The 18,208-nt window shown below is 48.3% G+C and carries 7 protein-coding genes; 6 read left to right on the plus strand and 1 reads right to left on the minus strand.

Annotated elements, in window-relative coordinates; translation table 11 throughout:
* Positions 1–5 precede the first annotated feature (5 nt).
* Genes VRK_RS06130 through VRK_RS06140 form a run of 3 tightly spaced genes read left to right on the plus strand, consistent with a single transcriptional unit; the run spans position 6 to position 5,652 of the window.
* The gene (locus VRK_RS06130; protein WP_059120557.1) at positions 6–740 is read left to right on the plus strand and encodes an OmpA/MotB family protein; all 735 of its coding nucleotides are present in this window, start codon (positions 6–8) and stop codon (positions 738–740) included.
* Positions 737–2,191: an EH signature domain-containing protein gene (locus VRK_RS06135; RefSeq protein ID WP_059120558.1), complete on the plus strand. Its 1,455-nt coding sequence runs from the start codon at positions 737–739 to the stop codon at positions 2,189–2,191. The genes VRK_RS06130 and VRK_RS06135 overlap by 4 nt, the downstream gene beginning before the upstream one ends.
* A complete protein-coding gene (locus tag VRK_RS06140) occupies positions 2,182–5,652 on the plus strand; it encodes an SNF2-related protein (protein ID WP_059120559.1) in 3,471 nt (1,156 codons plus the stop codon). Before VRK_RS06135 ends, VRK_RS06140 begins: the two co-directional genes overlap by 10 nt.
* Before the next feature lie 109 nt (positions 5,653–5,761).
* Here the strand turns inward: VRK_RS06140 and VRK_RS06145 are convergent, their stop codons facing one another.
* On the minus strand, positions 5,762–7,837 hold the full coding sequence (locus VRK_RS06145; protein ID WP_059120560.1) for a TonB-dependent receptor: 2,076 nt from the start codon (positions 7,835–7,837) through the stop codon (positions 5,762–5,764).
* A gap of 182 nt (positions 7,838–8,019) precedes the next feature.
* Here VRK_RS06145 and fes point away from each other — a divergent pair, with 182 nt between their 5' ends.
* From fes to VRK_RS06160, 3 genes are all read left to right on the plus strand, one after another.
* Positions 8,020–9,399, plus strand: coding sequence for an enterochelin esterase (fes, locus tag VRK_RS06150; RefSeq protein ID WP_059120561.1), 1,380 nt, complete (start codon positions 8,020–8,022; stop codon positions 9,397–9,399).
* Positions 9,400–9,428: 29 nt separating this feature from the next.
* Positions 9,429–9,623: an MbtH family protein gene (locus VRK_RS06155; protein WP_059120562.1), complete on the plus strand. Its 195-nt coding sequence runs from the start codon at positions 9,429–9,431 to the stop codon at positions 9,621–9,623.
* 64 nt (positions 9,624–9,687) lie between these two features.
* Positions 9,688–18,150 (plus strand): non-ribosomal peptide synthetase, encoded by an 8,463-nt coding sequence (locus VRK_RS06160; protein ID WP_059120563.1) that lies wholly within the window; start codon positions 9,688–9,690, stop codon positions 18,148–18,150.
* Positions 18,151–18,208 lie beyond the last annotated feature (58 nt).

Here is an 18,208-nt window from a genome sequence, read left to right on the forward strand (position 1 = left end):
ATGCTATGAAAAGAGGCCTGACTACACATAACAAGCGTTATATTGATGAAGAAAACCCTTATTGGGTATCTTTTTCAGATTTGATGTCTGGATTATTGGTGATTTTTATCCTCGCATCAGTTGCTTTGATTATCGAACTCACTCAAAAGACGAATCAAGTTGATGCGGGAATAGATGAATTGAAAAAAGCAGAGCAAGTACGCCGTAATATCGTTTTTGATATAAAAGAAGAGCTTGCCCGCCGCAATGTATTTGTTGAAATAGCGGAAAACGATACAGTTATACGTATCCCAGATAAGACATTGTCATTTGTATCTGGTGAAGATGAACTCCCCAGAAACAATGAAATGCAGGATGCTGTTCGAGAAGTTGGATTGGTACTTCATCAAGCAATAATGAAAGAAGGTCGATTAAAATATCTCGATACGGTCTTTGTTGAAGGTCATACAGATAGTGACAATATCTATTATCGAGGTAAAGGTAACTGGGGGTTATCTGTGGATAGAGCGATCTCCGTTTGGAACATTTGGCAGAAAGATATTGAAATCGAACCAAAGTTTGGTGTTTTAGATAATGTTTATGGACAAAAATTATTCTCGGTTAGTGGTTACGCAGCAACACGTAGGATAAACACCACAGAAGTCGATGATTCTGAAAAAAGTCAGAACAGGCGTATTGATATCCGTTTTACAGTAAAGCGTCCAACTATTGCTGATTTGGAGAGGATAGTTGCACAATGATGATTAACCTGAAACGTTTAGAGTTTACATTGCCTGAGCCAGAGAAACTTTTTGAAAAGGAAATTTCAAATCTAAAAAATTTAAGTAATGAGCTTAATATTTGGGCTAATAAAGCAGGAACGAATAATCAGCGGTTTAATCGAGCGCTAGATGAAGTTCAAGAAGCGATACGTTTTAAACGCCCGTTGGAGGAGACTCTTCGTTCAAAAACGCATGTTCGTGCATTCGCTCTTTCTCTTGAATCAGATACCGATAACCAAATTAAGGTTACTCAAAAATTATTAGATACGATTACACAAATTGTTATCAAACCTACCAGTTTACTTATTGAGTCATTCTACCAGCATTTTTTAAAAAAATTTGATGAATTGGGAGATACAGTCGCGACAGGTGCATGGTTGCTGAAGTCAATGAAGCATCGAGGAATAGTATTAAAGCACGGGAACGAAATTTTATCCGCCAATGGTCCCCAGTGGTTAGCTAATCAAGCCATACAACAAAATATCGATTTTGACCAATTGGTTCATGCATTGAAATTAGATCGTTATTCAAGAGGGAAATTTATTACTTTGGCGCAAAGTATTTATTATGTTGAGCGCTTGAAAACAATTACATTGAATCAAGATCATGAACTCCTACATGAAGTTCAAAAGCCTAATGTCTATGAATCTAGCTATGATCGTAGTTTGCTTGGGCTCAAAATTCTCGAAATATTGATTTCCAGAGCACAAGGTACAGCGATTAACGATTCTTGGCTAAATGTTATTATGGCGATAGCTGGAGATCCAAGAATACCGAAAGATCATCCTCGATATATCAAATGGTGGACTCATATTAATGACACATTAATCAAAACTGTTCGGGGATGGCTATCCAGATATGACTTAAAGCTGTTTTTAGAATCACTAGAAGATTTCTCTCACACCTCTGGTAATTCAAAACTAATTAGGATGTATCCACAAAGGAAGCAATTCCTTGAAGGTTTATTCGATGCTGGTTTAATCAAGGGTACTCGTTTATATATGAGTAGAGCCGCTACGAGATATATAAAAAAATATCGCGATGAAAAGCATCTACCTGATTTTTCAATGGTAAAAGATGGTGATAAATCTGTAATTTTTGTGGAGTTCGATTATGGTTATATGATTGAAGGAAGCCATGATTGTTCGTTGAGATTTTACAAGCATCTCGAACCTTCAATATGCGTATTTAATTATTTAATTAAAAGTCCGACGTTTTCTCAATTAACAACCGACATTTACACACGAATGAGCGGTATTCCTGGTGCGGTTAAGCCTCCAATAACTCATAATACATCAAACTTTTCGTGGCAACGGAAGGCACTAACTACACTCAAGGAGTTAGGGATCAGTGTAAAAGCAAAAGATGTTCTGAGCGATAGCGATTACAAAGAATTTAAACAATTATTTGGAGTAAGAGAATGGCAATAGGTTCGTTAATCAGCCGTTTTTTCTCATCTATAGATAAATCAGAATGTTTTGATGTGATTTGTGATGATGGACTCGATTTTTCTGCCGATAAAAAAGTGCTTAATGCTATTACCATCGGTAATGCCAGCGAATACATTACCGCGCAATACGTTTGTTTGAAAATGCTGGAAGAGCAGGGGCTGGTCAGTGCTTTCCCTGATGGTTTTATGATGCCTAGTCATACGGCGGTCAGGTTAAGTGCTGAAGAACGTGAGTTGTTAAAACTCGCCGAGGTATGGCAGGGTGCCATTGATGTGGATGTGATCGGTCGTTCGAGTCATCCGGACTTTTCAGTTTCGTTTTCGGTCTCCAATCCACGTGGACAGATGACTAGAAATTATCGGATTTCTGAGCCTTATATCCAGTTTAGTGAGCAATCCAAATATTTGCTTAGCCCTCAACAACTGATCGCATTTCAGGCGTTGGCCTCTCATCACTCTTCCGCGAAATCAGAATACGACAATCTGTTATTGATCCATGCATTGCAGCAAGCGCAGGAACAGGGATGTCGGATTAATCTGCAACATTTTGATAAATTGAGGATTCTCACCCCAGATAAAATTGCAGTGGAAGCGGAAGTGGATGCTGCCGGGAATTTAATCCTTACTCCGAACCTCGGGCAAAAGGCATCTCACGACAAGATGCAACGGGTGCTCGGACAACTGATTCATGATTCGACAACCGCGCTACGGGTTGGGGAAGAAATCGTCTTATTCAACGAAGAAAAACTGGATGCCGTTAAACAGATCATCTCAAATCGGGTGATTCCCAAACATCAGGTAAAACAGTTTTTAAAAACACCAACTGCATTTATTGATGCTAGTCTGGTTGATTTGGACTTGGGTTTTTCTCTGCGTGTCCACGGTGTGACAGTATTTAAGCATGCGTATTTTGGTGAAACGGATCAATCCGGTATTGATTGGTTTGCTCAAGCAGCTAATGCTGAGGTTATCTATCCGTTTTCAAAAATAAAAGATACTGTATCTGATGCTGAAACATTGGAACAACTCAGTCAGAAAATTGATGATGCGATTCAAACTGGTGCTACGGTTATCGATTTTATGGGTAATACGTATGAGATAGCCGATAAGGATGTTACTCATACTGTTCTCAATGAAATCAAACATAACCTAGATATTGGGCATGAAACTATAGCTGATGAAATTGATGATGAGGTTGACGTTACTGGGACCGAAGGTCAAGTTTCAGAACAGGACGGTATTTATGTTGTTGACATTGATCTTAACGATGACGTTTTAAGCCAAGAATCAACCGTTGTAGCTAAAAATTTAGATCATGTGTTGGATAAACACGAGTTAGACTGGAGCAACCATAAACGCACGCCTTTCCTTCATCAGAAGATTGGGGTTCGCTGGATCTTAGGGCTCGAAGACAAAGCTCAGTCAGAAGATACCATTAGCGGTGCCATATTGGCAGATGATATGGGGCTGGGGAAAACATTTATGGCACTGTCTGCCATCGAGCATAGTTACCAGCGTTGTGAATCGATGGATGCCACACAAAAACCGGTGCTTATCGTGGCACCCTTAAGCCTGCTGGAAAACTGGAAAGATGAAGTGGATAAAACCTTTCATACTTCGCCATTCAACGATGTAGTGATTCTCCAATCGGATGTTGATTTACCCACGTTTCGTTTAGGTGGTGCAGAAATAAGAGGGGCATCTGGCAATGACGACGAGCTTGAGCTCAGATATTCCTTAAAAGTCGGTAAGGACTTTCTCATCAATGAGCGTCTCGATCTTCCTAAACGTTTGGTGATTACCACCTATCAGACGTTGCGGGATTACCAATTTTCGCTGTGTTTGATTGACTGGGGAATGGTGGTATTTGACGAAGCGCAAAACATTAAAAATCCGAATTCACTGCAAGCTCGTGCGGCCAAAGGTTTAAAAGCTGATTTTAAGCTGGTGGCGACTGGGACGCCTGTAGAAAACAGTCTCGCAGATTTTTGGTGTTTAATGGATACCGCCTGTCCGGGGTATCTGGGCAGTTATCAAGAATTTCGTGCTACCTATATTTCACCCATTTTAAAGGCTGCGGGGGATGAAGTGGAAGCGATCCGAAATCAGCTGGGCCGCGCCCTCAGAGAAAAAGTCGGCGCGTTGATGTTACGCCGTGTCAAAGAAGATAATTTAGAAGGATTACCTGAGAAGCATCTGCATGTAGGCGGGCATTTCGATGGCTGGAATTATCTCGATTCATTGCATTCCGTCATGCAGGGCTATCAATGTGATGTGTATGAGGGCAGTATTCTCAACCAGCTACAAAATGAAGACAGCCATGCCCTGACAACATTAGCGCGTTTGCGTGACAGTTCTCTGCATCCGAGATTAGCCGATGGCGGGCGGTTAGATGTCGGTAAATCATTCAAAGAGACCCGAGCGATGTATCAGGAGTCTGGCAAACTGATGTCGCTGCTTACCACTCTGGAACAAATCAAAGCGAAGCAGCAAAAAGTGATTATTTTCACCGTCAACAAACGTCTGCAGAGTTTCCTTAGTGTCTCGTTAGGACAGTTATTTGGCTTAGGGCCGCTTTCTGTAATTAATGGTGACGCTAAAGCTGTGGCAAAAAATAAACTGAGTCCGACCCGAAAAACCATGATTGAAGCCTTTGAGGCCAGAGACGGCTTTAATATTATCGTGATGTCACCAGTGGCCGCCGGGGTTGGTTTGACTGTGGTCGGTGCCAATCATGTGATTCATCTTGAACGTCACTGGAACCCGGCTAAGGAAGCTCAGGCGACGGATCGGGTCTATCGCATAGGGCAGAAAGAAGATGTTCATATTTATGTGCCGTTGCTGCATCACCCCGAATACGAATCGTTTGATGTGAATCTACACCGTTTGTTGACTAAGAAAATGCAGTTGAAAGATGCGGTCATTACACCAGAGGATGTGATCCCCCAACCAGCCGGAATGGGTAATGGTGTGTTTGGTGATTCTATATCAACACGAATTACGGCAGACAATGTCGATCGCCTGAGCTGGCAACAATTTGAGGCACTCTGTGTTGAAATTTTTGCGAAGCAGACGTCGTCCGAGAGCTGCTATTTAACCAAGCAGGGTAGCGATCACGGTGCTGATGGCATTATTGTCGGGAAACAGGGCACAAGTATCCTGATTCAGTCCAAATTTACCCTGCGACGCTACGAAGGGTATAAAGCTGTTCAGGAAATCACCTCTGCAAAGCCGATTTATGAAAATGCACTGAAAACCACGTTTGAGCGCTTAGTGTTCATGACCAATTCATCGACGCTCGGAAAGAAAGTCATGGATGTTGCTAAAGCTTGTCACGTTGAAGTGATCAACCGGACGAAGTTATTGGAACTATTATCGAAAACAGAAGTGACTTATAAAGATGTATTAACCCGTTTAGATAAACAGCGATTATCTTTGTAACGCATAACTGGGAGAGAAATGTTGTTGGGTACCATAGTTTACCAAGGGGTTTGGTTGACTACATAAGTTGTAAACCTAGCGATACCGCTAGGTTTACTTTTACGGCCGCTTAGAACTGGTAGTCAGCTATGATACCAAATGTCCGTGGGGCACCGATTTCATAAAGATCGTTCTTATGGCGTAAAACATAGTCTTCGTCGGTCACGTTTTTCACATAAGCGCGAATCGTGAAGTTATCTGCAGCGTAACCGGCATTCAAATTCAGCACAGTGTAGTCACCGGCCGAATTGCTTTCGGTATTGGCTAAGTCCGTATAATAGTCGGAAACATAGTTAACCCGGGCACCGAAGAACAAGCCTGAATTTAAGTGTTGTGTAAACCCTAATCCGGCGGAGAGGTCCGGCGCATAGCTAAACTCTTTGCCACTGAGGTTTTCTGTAGTACCGCCCGGCCCTTGCGTTACTTCTGTTTTCAATAAACCCACAAACGCAAAAACATCTAAGCCGGAGTCGAACCAGTAGGTGGTTTCAACTTCAGTGCCATAGGTTTTGCCTTTCGGGATATTGGCAACGTAGTTGTCCAGTCTGCTGCCGCTGTCACCATAAACAACCGTATGGTAGTTATCATAGTTGTTATAGAAGAGGTTGGCGTTGACCCCCAGTTTTTTATCGAGGAAGGTTGAACGTGAGCTCAGCTCGTAAGTCCACACTTCTTCTTGTTGAAACCGGAAGAGCTCTTGCTTGTACTCGTTATAACCAATCCCGCCGGCGTTGTAGCCTTTGCGCGCCGTCAGTCCGAGGGTTGAGTTGTCAGACACTTCATAAGTGACACCGATTTTAGGCAGCAAAATGTTGTTATCATCATCTGCTTTAAAGTCAATCGGGTACTTTTCATGATCAAAATCGCGCTTGAGGTCATCCCGCTCGTAGCGTGCGCCAAGGAGCAGTCCCCATTTCGGGGTCAGTTTGATTTTAGAATCAAAGTAAATCGCATACGTGTGAGTTTTATCGGCACGCTTGAGTGAGTCGGTCTGCGTATCCTGATCTTTGGAATAACTGCTGAGACCGACAATCGCGCTGTATTTTTCGTCCTGAGAGTTATAAGACAGCTTCGCTTCGGCGGTATAGTTTTCCTCGTCGATATCCCCCCACCAATCTGTCTTCGGATAAGCTGTAAATTTGGTTGAGTAGTCACGTCTTGCAAGCAGTACATCCGCTTTCAGTTCGTCATTAATCAGGTAAGCCACATCAAGATTCACGTTCCAGCTGTTTGTTTCCTGACGACGTGTACCGTTTGAATCGGTGTATTCATACTTACCTTCTTCAGAAACCAGGTTGGTGTACTGACCTTTTTCACGACGACTGGCAACCGTCAGTTTGGCCGTGAGTTTGTCTGAGCCATACGGTTTAAACAGTAATTTACCCCGGATATTATGAGATTCAATTTCAGAAGGGTCCCAAGGATACTGGTCATTATTCGGTAACGAATAGTCAATCGGCGTGTTGCCTTTAGTGCCTTCAGCCGCAAGGCGGAATGCGAGTTTATCTGCAACGATCGGTGCTGAAACAACACCGGCTAAATGGTATTTGTCATCTTCGTTTTCGTAACCCGCACGCACTTTGCTTTCCGTATAAAACGTTGGATCTTTGGTTTTGATCACCACCGCGCCACCGATACTGTTGCGTCCTTGGTTGGTGGATTGAGGGCCTTTATAAACTTCGACTTGTTCCGTGTCCCATAAGCCTGCTTTACCGAAAGCTTCTCCCGTCCATGACTCAGACACACCATCAACGGTGGTGTTGACGCGCGGAGTCGCCCCCGTCATGTATGACAGGAATCCGTCTCCGGCACCACCCCGGCCATCAACACCCCGAATGTGCGGCATCCCTGACGGTGCATTCAGTACGTTAGGAACGCGATCCAGCAAATCATAGTAGTTTTGGTTTTCACCGTTATCTGCATCTTCGGTGAAAACAGTGACCGAACTGGTGTTCTCCGCCAACGTTCCCCCCAGTTTTTCGCCATGTACAACAATCGTTTCCGGGTTTTGTACATTGCTCTGTTGCCGGCTTTTTTCAGCATAAGTACTCGTGCTTACTCCCAAGCATATCAAACTGATCATGGTGGAAAGTATGTTCCTCACATGACGACTAGAATTACCACTGTTTAAATCCATGGGCTTCATGATTTAAGAAATCCTTTAAAAATTTGAAAAATATTTGATGTCGCAACCAATTTTATGCAAAGTTGTTGCGGGTGGTTATGGTAATGATAATTATTATTATTTACAATAATGAATCAGGTAAATTTGTGCCACTTGATCAATTTTTCTGTGAATGAGTATGTGGCTGATAAATCGGAACAGTTATGGTTGTTGAAAATACCCAAGGACAAGAGCAACAAAGTATTGCCCGCGTTTGCAATTGTCTCACCAGAGACAATTGCAATATCGGGGATGAAAGATGGTGGCAAATCATTTGCTCGGAAGGCACGCCAGTCGTGGCTGCTGTGACTGGTGAATATGCAGATGTGGTCTTTCTTTGGCGTGAGTTTCCGCCACAGAAAGACGCGGCAGCGACTCAAGCTGTGTACATTGATATCAACGGGGTAACCGATCATCACAGCTTCAATATGGCTCAGCTTACCCGGATAGCCGGTACGGATGTGTGGTTCTATGTCGCTGCAATTCCGCTGACTTGGCGTGGTGGTTATGCATTTATTCCTGTGCCCTCAGCTTTGGTTCAGCCCGATTATGCGGGGAACTACAGCGAGAAAAGACAACAGCACCGTCAATGGCTACAGCAGATATTTCCGCTCAGTTGTCGTGATCAACTGAACCCGAACGGGCTCACACATTGCGCTTGGGGGAGCGCCAAAACGCCGCTGCATATGCCGGATGCACCACTGCAACCCCAGTGGCAACCGTTTGATAAGCTTGGCGGGAAAAGTGTCGCCAAGGCAACTTACACCATCGATTGGCAGAGTGAAATGTTGAACGACAGCCGCAGGGTCTGGCTTTATTCCACCGCTTCCTCTGAGCCGCAAGTTTTATCTAAACAACACGTTGCTGCTGAACAGCCATTTTCCCCGGAACAACCGGCATTACCGGTGGTTTTGCTGCTTGATGGCCGGTTTTGGTCAGAGTCGCTGCCGATTTACGATGCACTGTCATGTGCCACCCAAGAAGGCGTATTACCGCCAGCCGTCTATGTGCTGATTGATGAAGTTGACGGACGCCGGCGTCATGATGATCTGAGCTGTAACGCGACGTTTTGGCAGGCAATCATGCAAGAACTGTTTCCTGTGATTGCTCACTATTTCACGCTCAGCAACGATCCGCAGCAAACTGTCGTGGTCGGCCAGAGTCTGGGTGGGTTAGCGGCCATGTTCGCCGCGCTCAACTGGCCTGAACGGTTTGGCTCGGTGGTGTGTCAGTCCGGTTCATTCTGGTGGCCGGATTTTTCAATCGTCAAACCTCCCGGTGACTACGTCGCCCCTGAATCGCCTCATCTGCTGAGTGAAATGAGCCGACAGGTGCATGACGGGTTGGGGCGTCGTGCCGGTCTAAACATCTTCATGGAAGTCGGCAGTGGCGAAGATATCATGATTGACCTCAGTCAGGATATGTACTGCCAACTCGCTTCTCAACAACACAATATTCAATACCGAGTCTTCGAGGGGGGCCATGAACGCTTATGTTGGCGTGGTGGCATCATCGATGGCCTCTCTTACATCTTCTCATTGTGAGTTTTTATTCAGCCTAAGCGGAGTCAGATATGTCAGAACAATACGTTAACCCTTTTGATGATCCTGAAAATCAGTTTCTTGTCCTGATCAACCAATGCGGTCAGTACAGCCTGTGGCCTGAGTTTAAACAGGCGCCTTCCGGTTGGAAAAATACGTTCGGGCCCAGTGATAAACAGCGCTGCATCGCATACATCGAAGCCCATTGGCAAGACATCCGGGTATAGCCGGCACCTCAAGACGATAAAAAGAACCAGAAAAAACACGTGATTATTTTTAAGGAATGGACGAATGAAAGACCATCGGGTACCAGAAGAACTATATGATCTGACTGGTACGCAGCAGGGGATTTGGTTCGGGCAGCAAGTGATGCCCAGACCTGAAGCATTTAATGTAGCCCATTATACCGAGATTGACGGAGCGATTGATTTAGAATGCTTCACGCAAGCGGTCAATCGTGGTGTCGCAGCCGCTGACTCGCTGCATCAGCAATATGTAGAAACAGACGGAACTGTCAAACAGGGCAGCCATGGGGGCAGATTAGGGCAAGATGTCTTGGAAATCATGGACTTTTCCCAGTCGGCATTTGCTGATGAATCAGCGCTGGCATGGATGCAAGCCGACCTTGCGACACCGATTGATCTGCAAGGGGACTCTCCAAGATACCGCCACTGTCTGATCAATGTCGGTACATCGGGTAAACCGGCGTGGCTCTGGTATCAGCGCTATCATCATATTGATGTGGATGGCTTTAGTTTTAATGCAATCACACAGTATATCGTCAGTGAATACAACCGGTTAACAGCGGGGACAGCCGCACCGGTGCCGTTTACCCCGTTTCAAGACGTAATTGCCGAACATCAGCAATTTTATCAGTCTGAGCAGTTTCAAACCGCGCGCAGCTTTTGGCAGCAAACCGCGAGTCAGCTGCCTGAGATGATTTCGTTAGTCACCGGCGGACACCAAACCTTAGCCACCGGCGTCGAGAGATTCAGCATTAATCTGGCGGGCGGGGCATGGCTTTACCGGGGAGGGAATCAAGTGCTCCCTTCAGAGTTTGCCATGGCGTTGGTTTTTGCCTACCTCCATTTAGTTTCAGGTGAGCACCGCCTGTGTGTCGGCTTTCCGTTTATGCGCCGCATGGGAAGCGCGGCAGCCAGTTCGACCGGCGCGGTGGTCAATGTGCTGCCGTTGACGCTGGAAGTTGAGCCCGAGATGACCCTCTCTGATGTCGCCCGGGCGATGAACAAGGTCATTCGTCAGACCCGCCGTCATCAAATGTATGATGCTGAACAAATCCAGCGGGATTCGGGCAGAGTCGGACAACCCTTGTACGGGCCGCTGCTGAACTACAAACCCTTTGAAGAAACAATCAATCTGGCTGGCACGACAGGCCGTACTCACATTCTTTCAGCAGGCCCGATTGACGACATTGAATTCTCTCCGCAACTCAGGGATGACCAACTGCACCTCACACTGACCGCCAATGCCGGGAAATACTCACAACAGTCACTGGCTCTGCATGGTCAGCGTTTTGCTCATATGGTCGGGCAGATTACCCGCAACCCGGATATACCGCTCCATGCACTGGAGATCATGCCTGCCAGTGAACAACAGCAGATAATGCAGTGGTCAACCGGAACCGTACTTGAAGACTGGCAGCAACAGGGGAGCGTGCTCGCGGTATTTGCGCGTCAGGTCAAACAAAAGCCTGACGCAGTTGCTTTAAGCTTTGCCGGGCAGCGCTGGACATTCGCCCAGCTTGATCAGACGATCGACAAGCGAGCGCAGCAGATGCACGCCTTAGGCGCAGACAAAGGCGATATCATCGGGGTTGCTTTGCCGCGTAGCGCGGAAACCATCATCACGATGCTGGCGATTCTTCGTATCGGTGCGGTCTACCTGCCGATTGATCTGGCCTATCCTCAGGAGCGGATCGAAACCATTTTAACGCAAGCCCGGCCAAAGCACGTGATTGTCGGGCAGCCAGAGACACTGTCGTGGTACCACTTAACGTCTTGCATCTCGCTGAATGAGCTTGCCAGCCAGCAGGTGACCGAACGGGTAAGCCTTGAGATTGCCCCTGCTGATGTGGCCTATATCGTCTTTACCTCCGGCTCGACCGGGACACCCAAAGGCGTGATGAACACCCACGGAGCGTTGCTCAATTTATTGCTTTCGCACCAGCACTCTGTTTTTGCCAAGACGATCCGGCACCTTGCTACGCAACAACAATGTGCTGCGCACGACGTGCAGGTTCGGGCGGCACATACCACATCGTTCTCATTTGACGCATCCTGGGAACAAGTGCTTTGGATGCTGTGTGGGCATTCCCTTTACCTGTACGACGATGAGCAGCGTAGAGATGCCTGTGAGCTGAGCGAAAAAGTCGCCCGCGATCAGATCAATGCTTTGGATCTGCCGCCTTCGCTGTTGAGTCAAATGCTCGATAACGGACTGATGGAAGCTGACCATGTCCCTTCACTGGTGCTGATCGGCAGTGAAGCTGTGCCTGAGCAACTCTGGTCAAGGCTCAAAACCTACCCGGATTTGCTGGTTGAGAACTGCTACGGGCCGACCGAGTTTACCGTTGATGCGGTGAGTGCATCACTCTGCGCGGACGACACACCGGTGATCGGTCGCCCCATCTTAAACGCCACAGCTTATGTGTTCGATCAGCAGTTGAATCCGGTGGCCGTTGGTCGCGTCGGTGAGTTGTATCTGGCAGGCGCAGGACTGGCAAAAGGTTATTTAAACCAAGCCGGTATGACAGCAGAGCGATTTGTGGCAAACCCGTTTGAAGACGGACAAATCATGTACCGGACCGGTGACTTGGTGAAATGGCGTGATAACGGTCAGCTGGACTTTATCGGCCGCAGCGATGACCAAGTCAAAATTCGGGGGTTCCGGATTGAACTGGGGGATGTTGAAAGCGCTGTGAATGCGATTGAAGGGGTTGACACGACGGTGGTTATTGCTGAGCGCCACGGAGAATCACACCGACTGATTGCCTACTGCACCTTGGTTAATCACGCCCGGGCGCTGCTTGATGAGCAAACCTTATTGACCCAAATTGCCGCGACGCTCCCCGAATATATGGTACCTGCTGCGGTGGTGATCATGGCGCAGTTTCCCCTCAATGTGAATGGCAAAATTGACCGAAAGTCACTGCCTGAACCGACGATTGTGTCTGGCAATACATGGGTGGCTCCGACCAATCCTGAAGAGCAGGTGCTGTGTGATGCGGTGGCTGAGTTGCTCGGTGTGGATCAAGTCGGCATTGCCGATGACTTTTTTGCCTTGGGGGGCGACAGTATTTCTGCCATGGGGCTGGGGACATTACTGAGAAAGTCCGGTTATGAACTGCGTCCCAGAGACATATTCTCAGCACGTCAGTTAGGCGTGATGGCTGAGTCGATGAAACCCCTGCGTCGTCACGTGGCACAGAAACAGGACGGAGAGATTCAGCCGCTGCCGATGTGGCGTTGGTTCGAAGAAACTTTTGCCGAAAATACCCGTTATGTACAAGGCGTCTTTGTTGCGATTGAATCAGAGATTACTTTGCATCATCTTCAGGCCGGATTGAAACAACTGGTTGCCAATCACTCGGTTTGCCGACTGATCAAGCAAGATGCGCGTTATCGGATTGAGTCAATCGATAAGTTAGCGGTTGAGTCTTGGATTGAAACACGCCAAGTGGACGAACTCGAACTCGCTGATTTAGACGGCGTTTTTGAACAGGTCAGTCAAAGGTTATCACCGGGCAGTGCGATGCTCCGGCTGGTCAATCTTCGCGATCATGCCGGGCGCAATGGGCTGATGATTCTTGCTCACCACTTGATCATTGACGGTGTCTCATGGCGCATTCTGTTACCGCAGTTAAAAACCGTCGTCCGTGCCCAAGTCAACCAAGTCAATGCAGCGCTAACACCGGAAGTCACGGGGATCAATTCGTGGTCGCAAGCACTTTATCAACATTTGCCCCGGCTGACTCAGCAAGCACAAGATTGGATTGCGCAGCAATCGCGTCATATTGAGCCACTCAAACCGCAAGCGGAACCGGGGCGTGTGGTTCAGCGCCGGGTGATGCTACCGGCAGCGCTGACCCAAAACATACTCAGTTACTGCCAGGATGCTCAGGCTATCGATGTTGATGAACTGTTGATTGCAGCGGTCACTTCAGCGCTGGGTCAGTGTTATCAAAAAGAAGCGATCAGGCTGTATTTAGAGTCTCACGGCCGCGAAGAATTTGATGCTTCACTCAACCTCAGTCAAACCTTAGGCTGGTTTACCACTGAATTCCCGTTAGTCATCGAGCTGCCCCAAGACGGTGAAGTATCAGCATTACTCAAACAGGTTAAGCAACCAAAGCGCAGTGTCACAGACCGGGGATTGGGCTACATGGCACTCCGGTATTTAGACAACTCGTATCGCGAGACACTCACTGCGTTATCTCAACGCAATCAGGCGTCGCTATTGCTGAATTATCTCGGCCGGTTTGAGCAGTCTCCGGGAACGTGGTCACCGATCAGCCGGGCGGGCAAGTTTGCCGACACGTTTGCGGTTTCGCTCAACAGCGATAACGCGCTGTTACATCCGCTGGAACTGAATATTTTTGTCGATGAAAGTGATCATGAACCGAGGCTTGCTCTCAACTGGGCGTGGAATGAGGCGCAATTCAGCCATGATGAGATCAATGCGATTTGTGAGCGAATCACGCTGCAACTTGAAGCAATTCTACACTGGTTGCGTGAGCAACCCACACCCCAAGTGATGCTGCGGGTTCCGGCTGAATATACTGAAACCGGCATCTCTCTTCACGACGCAGCAGCACTATCGAATCGTTTTGGCGCTGTCAGCGATATTCTGCCTGCCTTGCCGCTGCAAGAAGGGTTGTTGTTCCAGTCGCAGTTGGGCGATGAGAATAGCAATTACAACTCAACCACCCGACTGACTTTTCAGGGGGAGGTTAATCCACAGCAAGTTCAGCGAGCTTTGAATGCGGTGATCGCACGTCATCCGCAATTACTGGCTCAATTCGACAGCTCAGTTTTAGGCCGGACGGTGCAGTTGATTCCTCAAACCAGTACGCCTTGGCCGTTGGTGTGTGTGGATATCCGTAAAGAGAGCGATCAACAGCAACAGGCGTATCTTGGCCATGCTGAACAGCAAGCGCTGGTTCGCCAGTTTGACCTCAATGATCCCAATGAATCGTTGCTCGGTGCGATGTTGATTCATCATGGCGAAGCACAAAGCACGCTGTTTATTTCAGCGCATCATTTGGTTGTCGATGGTTGGTCAACGCCTATCCTACTTGGTGATTTCCTGAGCGCGTATGTCAAAGAAAACCAGCGTTTGCCTCCGTTATCGGCTCGTTATGCGGATGTCGTCCACCAGTTGAAACAACGTGATAAAACGCAAGCACAAGCGCTTTGGCAGGATGTTTTGCAAGACGTGACACCGACTATTGCATTCGAAGATGTGCCGGTAGAAGCGTGTGTCAAAGAGTATGAGCTGATTATTGACGCGGCAAAAACGCAGCAACTCAGTCAACGGTTGAGTGCTTATGGTTTAACGATCAACGCACTGATGCAGGGGATTTGGTCATGTATTCTGGGGAGCATGACCGGGCGGGAAGATGTGGTCTTCGGGACGCCAATCTCAGGGCGGTTCGGACGGGTTAAAGGTATTGATGAACATATCGGTTTGTTCAGTAATACCATACCGGTGCGAATGAAACTTCATGCCAGACAGAGCCTGTTGGAACAGTTGCAGGCGCATCAGGCCACGCAGATCCAACTGCTTGAACATGATGAACTTGGTTTGGGTGAAATTCAGCAGTTAGCCGGGGGAGAGACGTTATTCGATACTTTGCTGGTGGTGGAAAATTACCCTGACCACTCGCAATGGTACAGTCAGGATTATCAGGGCGCTAAGCTGACCGATATTCACAATCGTGGTTATACCCACTATCCATTGACGATTCTGGTGCTCCCCGGTGAGCAAATTCATGTGCTGTTTGAGTACCGGGATACCGTCGGGATTGCGCAGCAAGTGATGCAGCGCTTTGAAAAACTGCTGCAAGCCGTGATTGATACCCCTGAAATCCCCCTGGCGCAACTCGATTTACGTTTGGCGGCTGAAATCGCGCTTCAGAAACGTGTCAATCAGACGCAGTCTGAAGTGGGTCATCACACGCTGCGTTCACTGATGGCTGATCAGGCGGCGCGGACGCCGGAACAGATTGCACTGATCGACAGTGACAACCGTTTGAGTTACCAAGCCATGCGTGAGCAAGTGATTGCGATTGCCAATCTGCTGGTCAGTCATGATGTGGGTGTGGGCGATGTGGTTGCGGTCGCATTGCCAAGAAGCGTTAAGCTCAGTCTGGCTTTCAACAGTATTATTGAATGTGGTGCCGCTTATCTGCCGCTCGATGTCAGTTATCCTGATGACCGACTGGCTTACATGATCGGTGATGCGCAGCCAAAACTGATCATCACCACTTACGAGTATCAGGCGCGTTTTGGTGAGCTGGGGGAACTGTTGATGTTAGATCAGTTGCCTGAGCCGACGCCGTTCAGTGATGTGCCACATCCACAGGCGCCGCGTCCGGAGCACGGTGCGTATATCATCTATACCTCGGGGTCTACCGGCAATCCGAAAGGGGTGCTGGTTTCTCACCAAGCTATTGTCAACCGCTTGCAATGGATGCAGTCTGAGTATCAGCTCAGTCATCATGATGTGGTGTTGCAGAAAACCCCGTGCAGTTTTGATGTGTCCGTGTGGGAATTCTTCTGGCCGCTGATTCAGGGCGCGACGTTAGTGATGGCGCCCCCGGAGTCACATAAAGATCCGGAGTGGCTGATGGCGGTGATTGAAGATTACCAAGTCACAACAATGCATTTTGTACCGTCAATGCTTGCGGCGTTTATGGCATCGGTTGCCGCGCATCACGAACAGATCACCAAAGTTGCGCCGAGCTTACAGCGGGTCTTTTGTTCCGGTGAAGCGCTGTCGAAAGAACTCGCCGATGTCTATGCGCAATGGATCGATGCCCCTTTACATAACCTGTACGGCCCGACGGAAGCCGCGGTAGACGTGACGTATTGTCCGGCATTCGGTGCACCGCTCAGGGAGAGTTTCGGGCACAGTGTGCCGATTGGTTTGCCGGTGTGGAATACCCGGCTGTATGTGTTGGATAGTTTTCTGCGGGAGACACCGGTCGGTGTGCCGGGTGAGTTGTATCTTGCCGGTGACCAACTGGCGATTGGTTACCTGAATCGCAGCGCGCTGACCGCAGATCGGTTTATTGCCAACCCGTTTGCCAGTGGTGAAAGGATGTATCGCACGGGGGATGTTGTGCGCTGGCTGCCGTCGGGCAAAATCGAATATCTGGGAAGAAGCGATGACCAGCTCAAAATCCGCGGACAGCGCATTGAACTGGGTGAGATCGAAACCGCACTCCAATCTCTGCCGGGTGTTAAGCAAGCGTTAGTGTGTGCCAAAGCGCTCGGCTTAGAAAAGAACATGGCCGGTGCGGATGATCGTCAGTTGGTTGGTTATGTCATTTTGAGTGAAGACGGGCAGACCGATGGTGATTGGCTCAAGGCGGCCTTGTCTGAGCAACTTCCGGCGCATATGGTTCCGGTTGCGATTATTGTACTGGCAGAATTTCCGCTCAGTGCCAACGGTAAGTTAGATCGGAAAGCGCTGCCGTTGCCGAGTGACATTGTCACGGCTGAAGGGCGTAAAGCGCGCCCCGGTCTGGAAGCGCAGCTGGTGGCTATTTTTGCCGATGTGCTGGGCATTGACACATTATCCGCAGAAGATGATTTCTTCGCCCTGGGGGGACACTCTTTAATGGCGATGAAGTTAGCAGCAGAGATCCGGCGCGTGTTGCATGTACCGGTGACAGTCGGCCAGATCATGGTGCATCCGACCGTTGCAAAACTGGCGCTGTTACTGCTCGATGATGATGCCCGCAATGATCCGACCTTAGCCGGGTTCGGGGAAGTTCTGCCGATCCGTGCCGGTCATGGCCCGGCTTTATTCTGTATCAATTCAGCATCGGGTTTTGCCTGGCAATACACCGGGTTGCCGAAATATCTGCGCGGCAGCTATCCGATTGTCGGCCTGCAATCACCGCGTCCGTCCGGGGCGATTGCGGCAGGCACCGACATGCAAGATGCCTGCGCAATTCATATGAAGGCCCTCAAACAGGTACAGCCCCACGGGCCGTATCATTTATTGGGGTATTCCTTTGGCGGCACCGTGGCACAGAGCCTTGCGGCGAAGCTGGTGCAGCAGGGTGAGGAAGTGGCGTTTCTTGGCCTGCTGGATACTTATCCCCCTGAAGGACAGGACTGGGACGGGCCCATGAATGACGAAGCGCAGGACGAAATCGAACGGGAGAAAGATCTGTTTCTGGCGGCCAATGATGTGACCGATGATGAACTTGACCAGCAAAGGTCGGCAATGTTTCAAGACATTACGGCCAACTATGCCGATGCAGTCCGCCTGTTATCCGGAGCGCGCTCATCCGAATATGAGGGTCGGGTTGATCTGTTTGTGGCGCAAAGAACATTGCCGCAAGGCTATGACATCGACCACCACTGGCAGCCGTTCCTGACCCAGCTGGAAAAACACTATTTTGATTGTTCTCACGAAGACATCCTCGCGCCGGAGCATGTCCGGGAAATCGGTGAACAACTCGATACGCTGTTGTGCCAGATAGAAACGCTCAAAGCATAAATCACAGAACCGGCATTCGCCGGTTCTTTTTTATGTGATCAAATTTTTTAATTTAAGC

Source organism: Vibrio sp. MEBiC08052, from assembly GCF_001506075.1.
Lineage (GTDB): Bacteria > Pseudomonadota > Gammaproteobacteria > Enterobacterales > Vibrionaceae > Vibrio.

Excerpts from the sequence above, each read along its gene's own strand:
- VRK_RS06130 (WP_059120557.1), top strand. The coding sequence starts at position 6 with ATGAAAAGAGGCCTGACTACACATAACAAGCGTTATATTGATGAAGAA.
- VRK_RS06135 (WP_059120558.1), top strand. The coding sequence starts at position 737 with ATGATGATTAACCTGAAACGTTTAGAGTTTACATTGCCTGAGCCAGAG.
- VRK_RS06140 (WP_059120559.1), top strand. The coding sequence starts at position 2,182 with ATGGCAATAGGTTCGTTAATCAGCCGTTTTTTCTCATCTATAGATAAA.
- VRK_RS06145 (WP_059120560.1), bottom strand. The coding sequence starts at position 7,837 with ATGAAGCCCATGGATTTAAACAGTGGTAATTCTAGTCGTCATGTGAGG.
- fes (WP_059120561.1), top strand. The coding sequence starts at position 8,020 with ATGGTTGTTGAAAATACCCAAGGACAAGAGCAACAAAGTATTGCCCGC.
- VRK_RS06155 (WP_059120562.1), top strand. The coding sequence starts at position 9,429 with ATGTCAGAACAATACGTTAACCCTTTTGATGATCCTGAAAATCAGTTT.
- VRK_RS06160 (WP_059120563.1), top strand. The coding sequence starts at position 9,688 with ATGAAAGACCATCGGGTACCAGAAGAACTATATGATCTGACTGGTACG.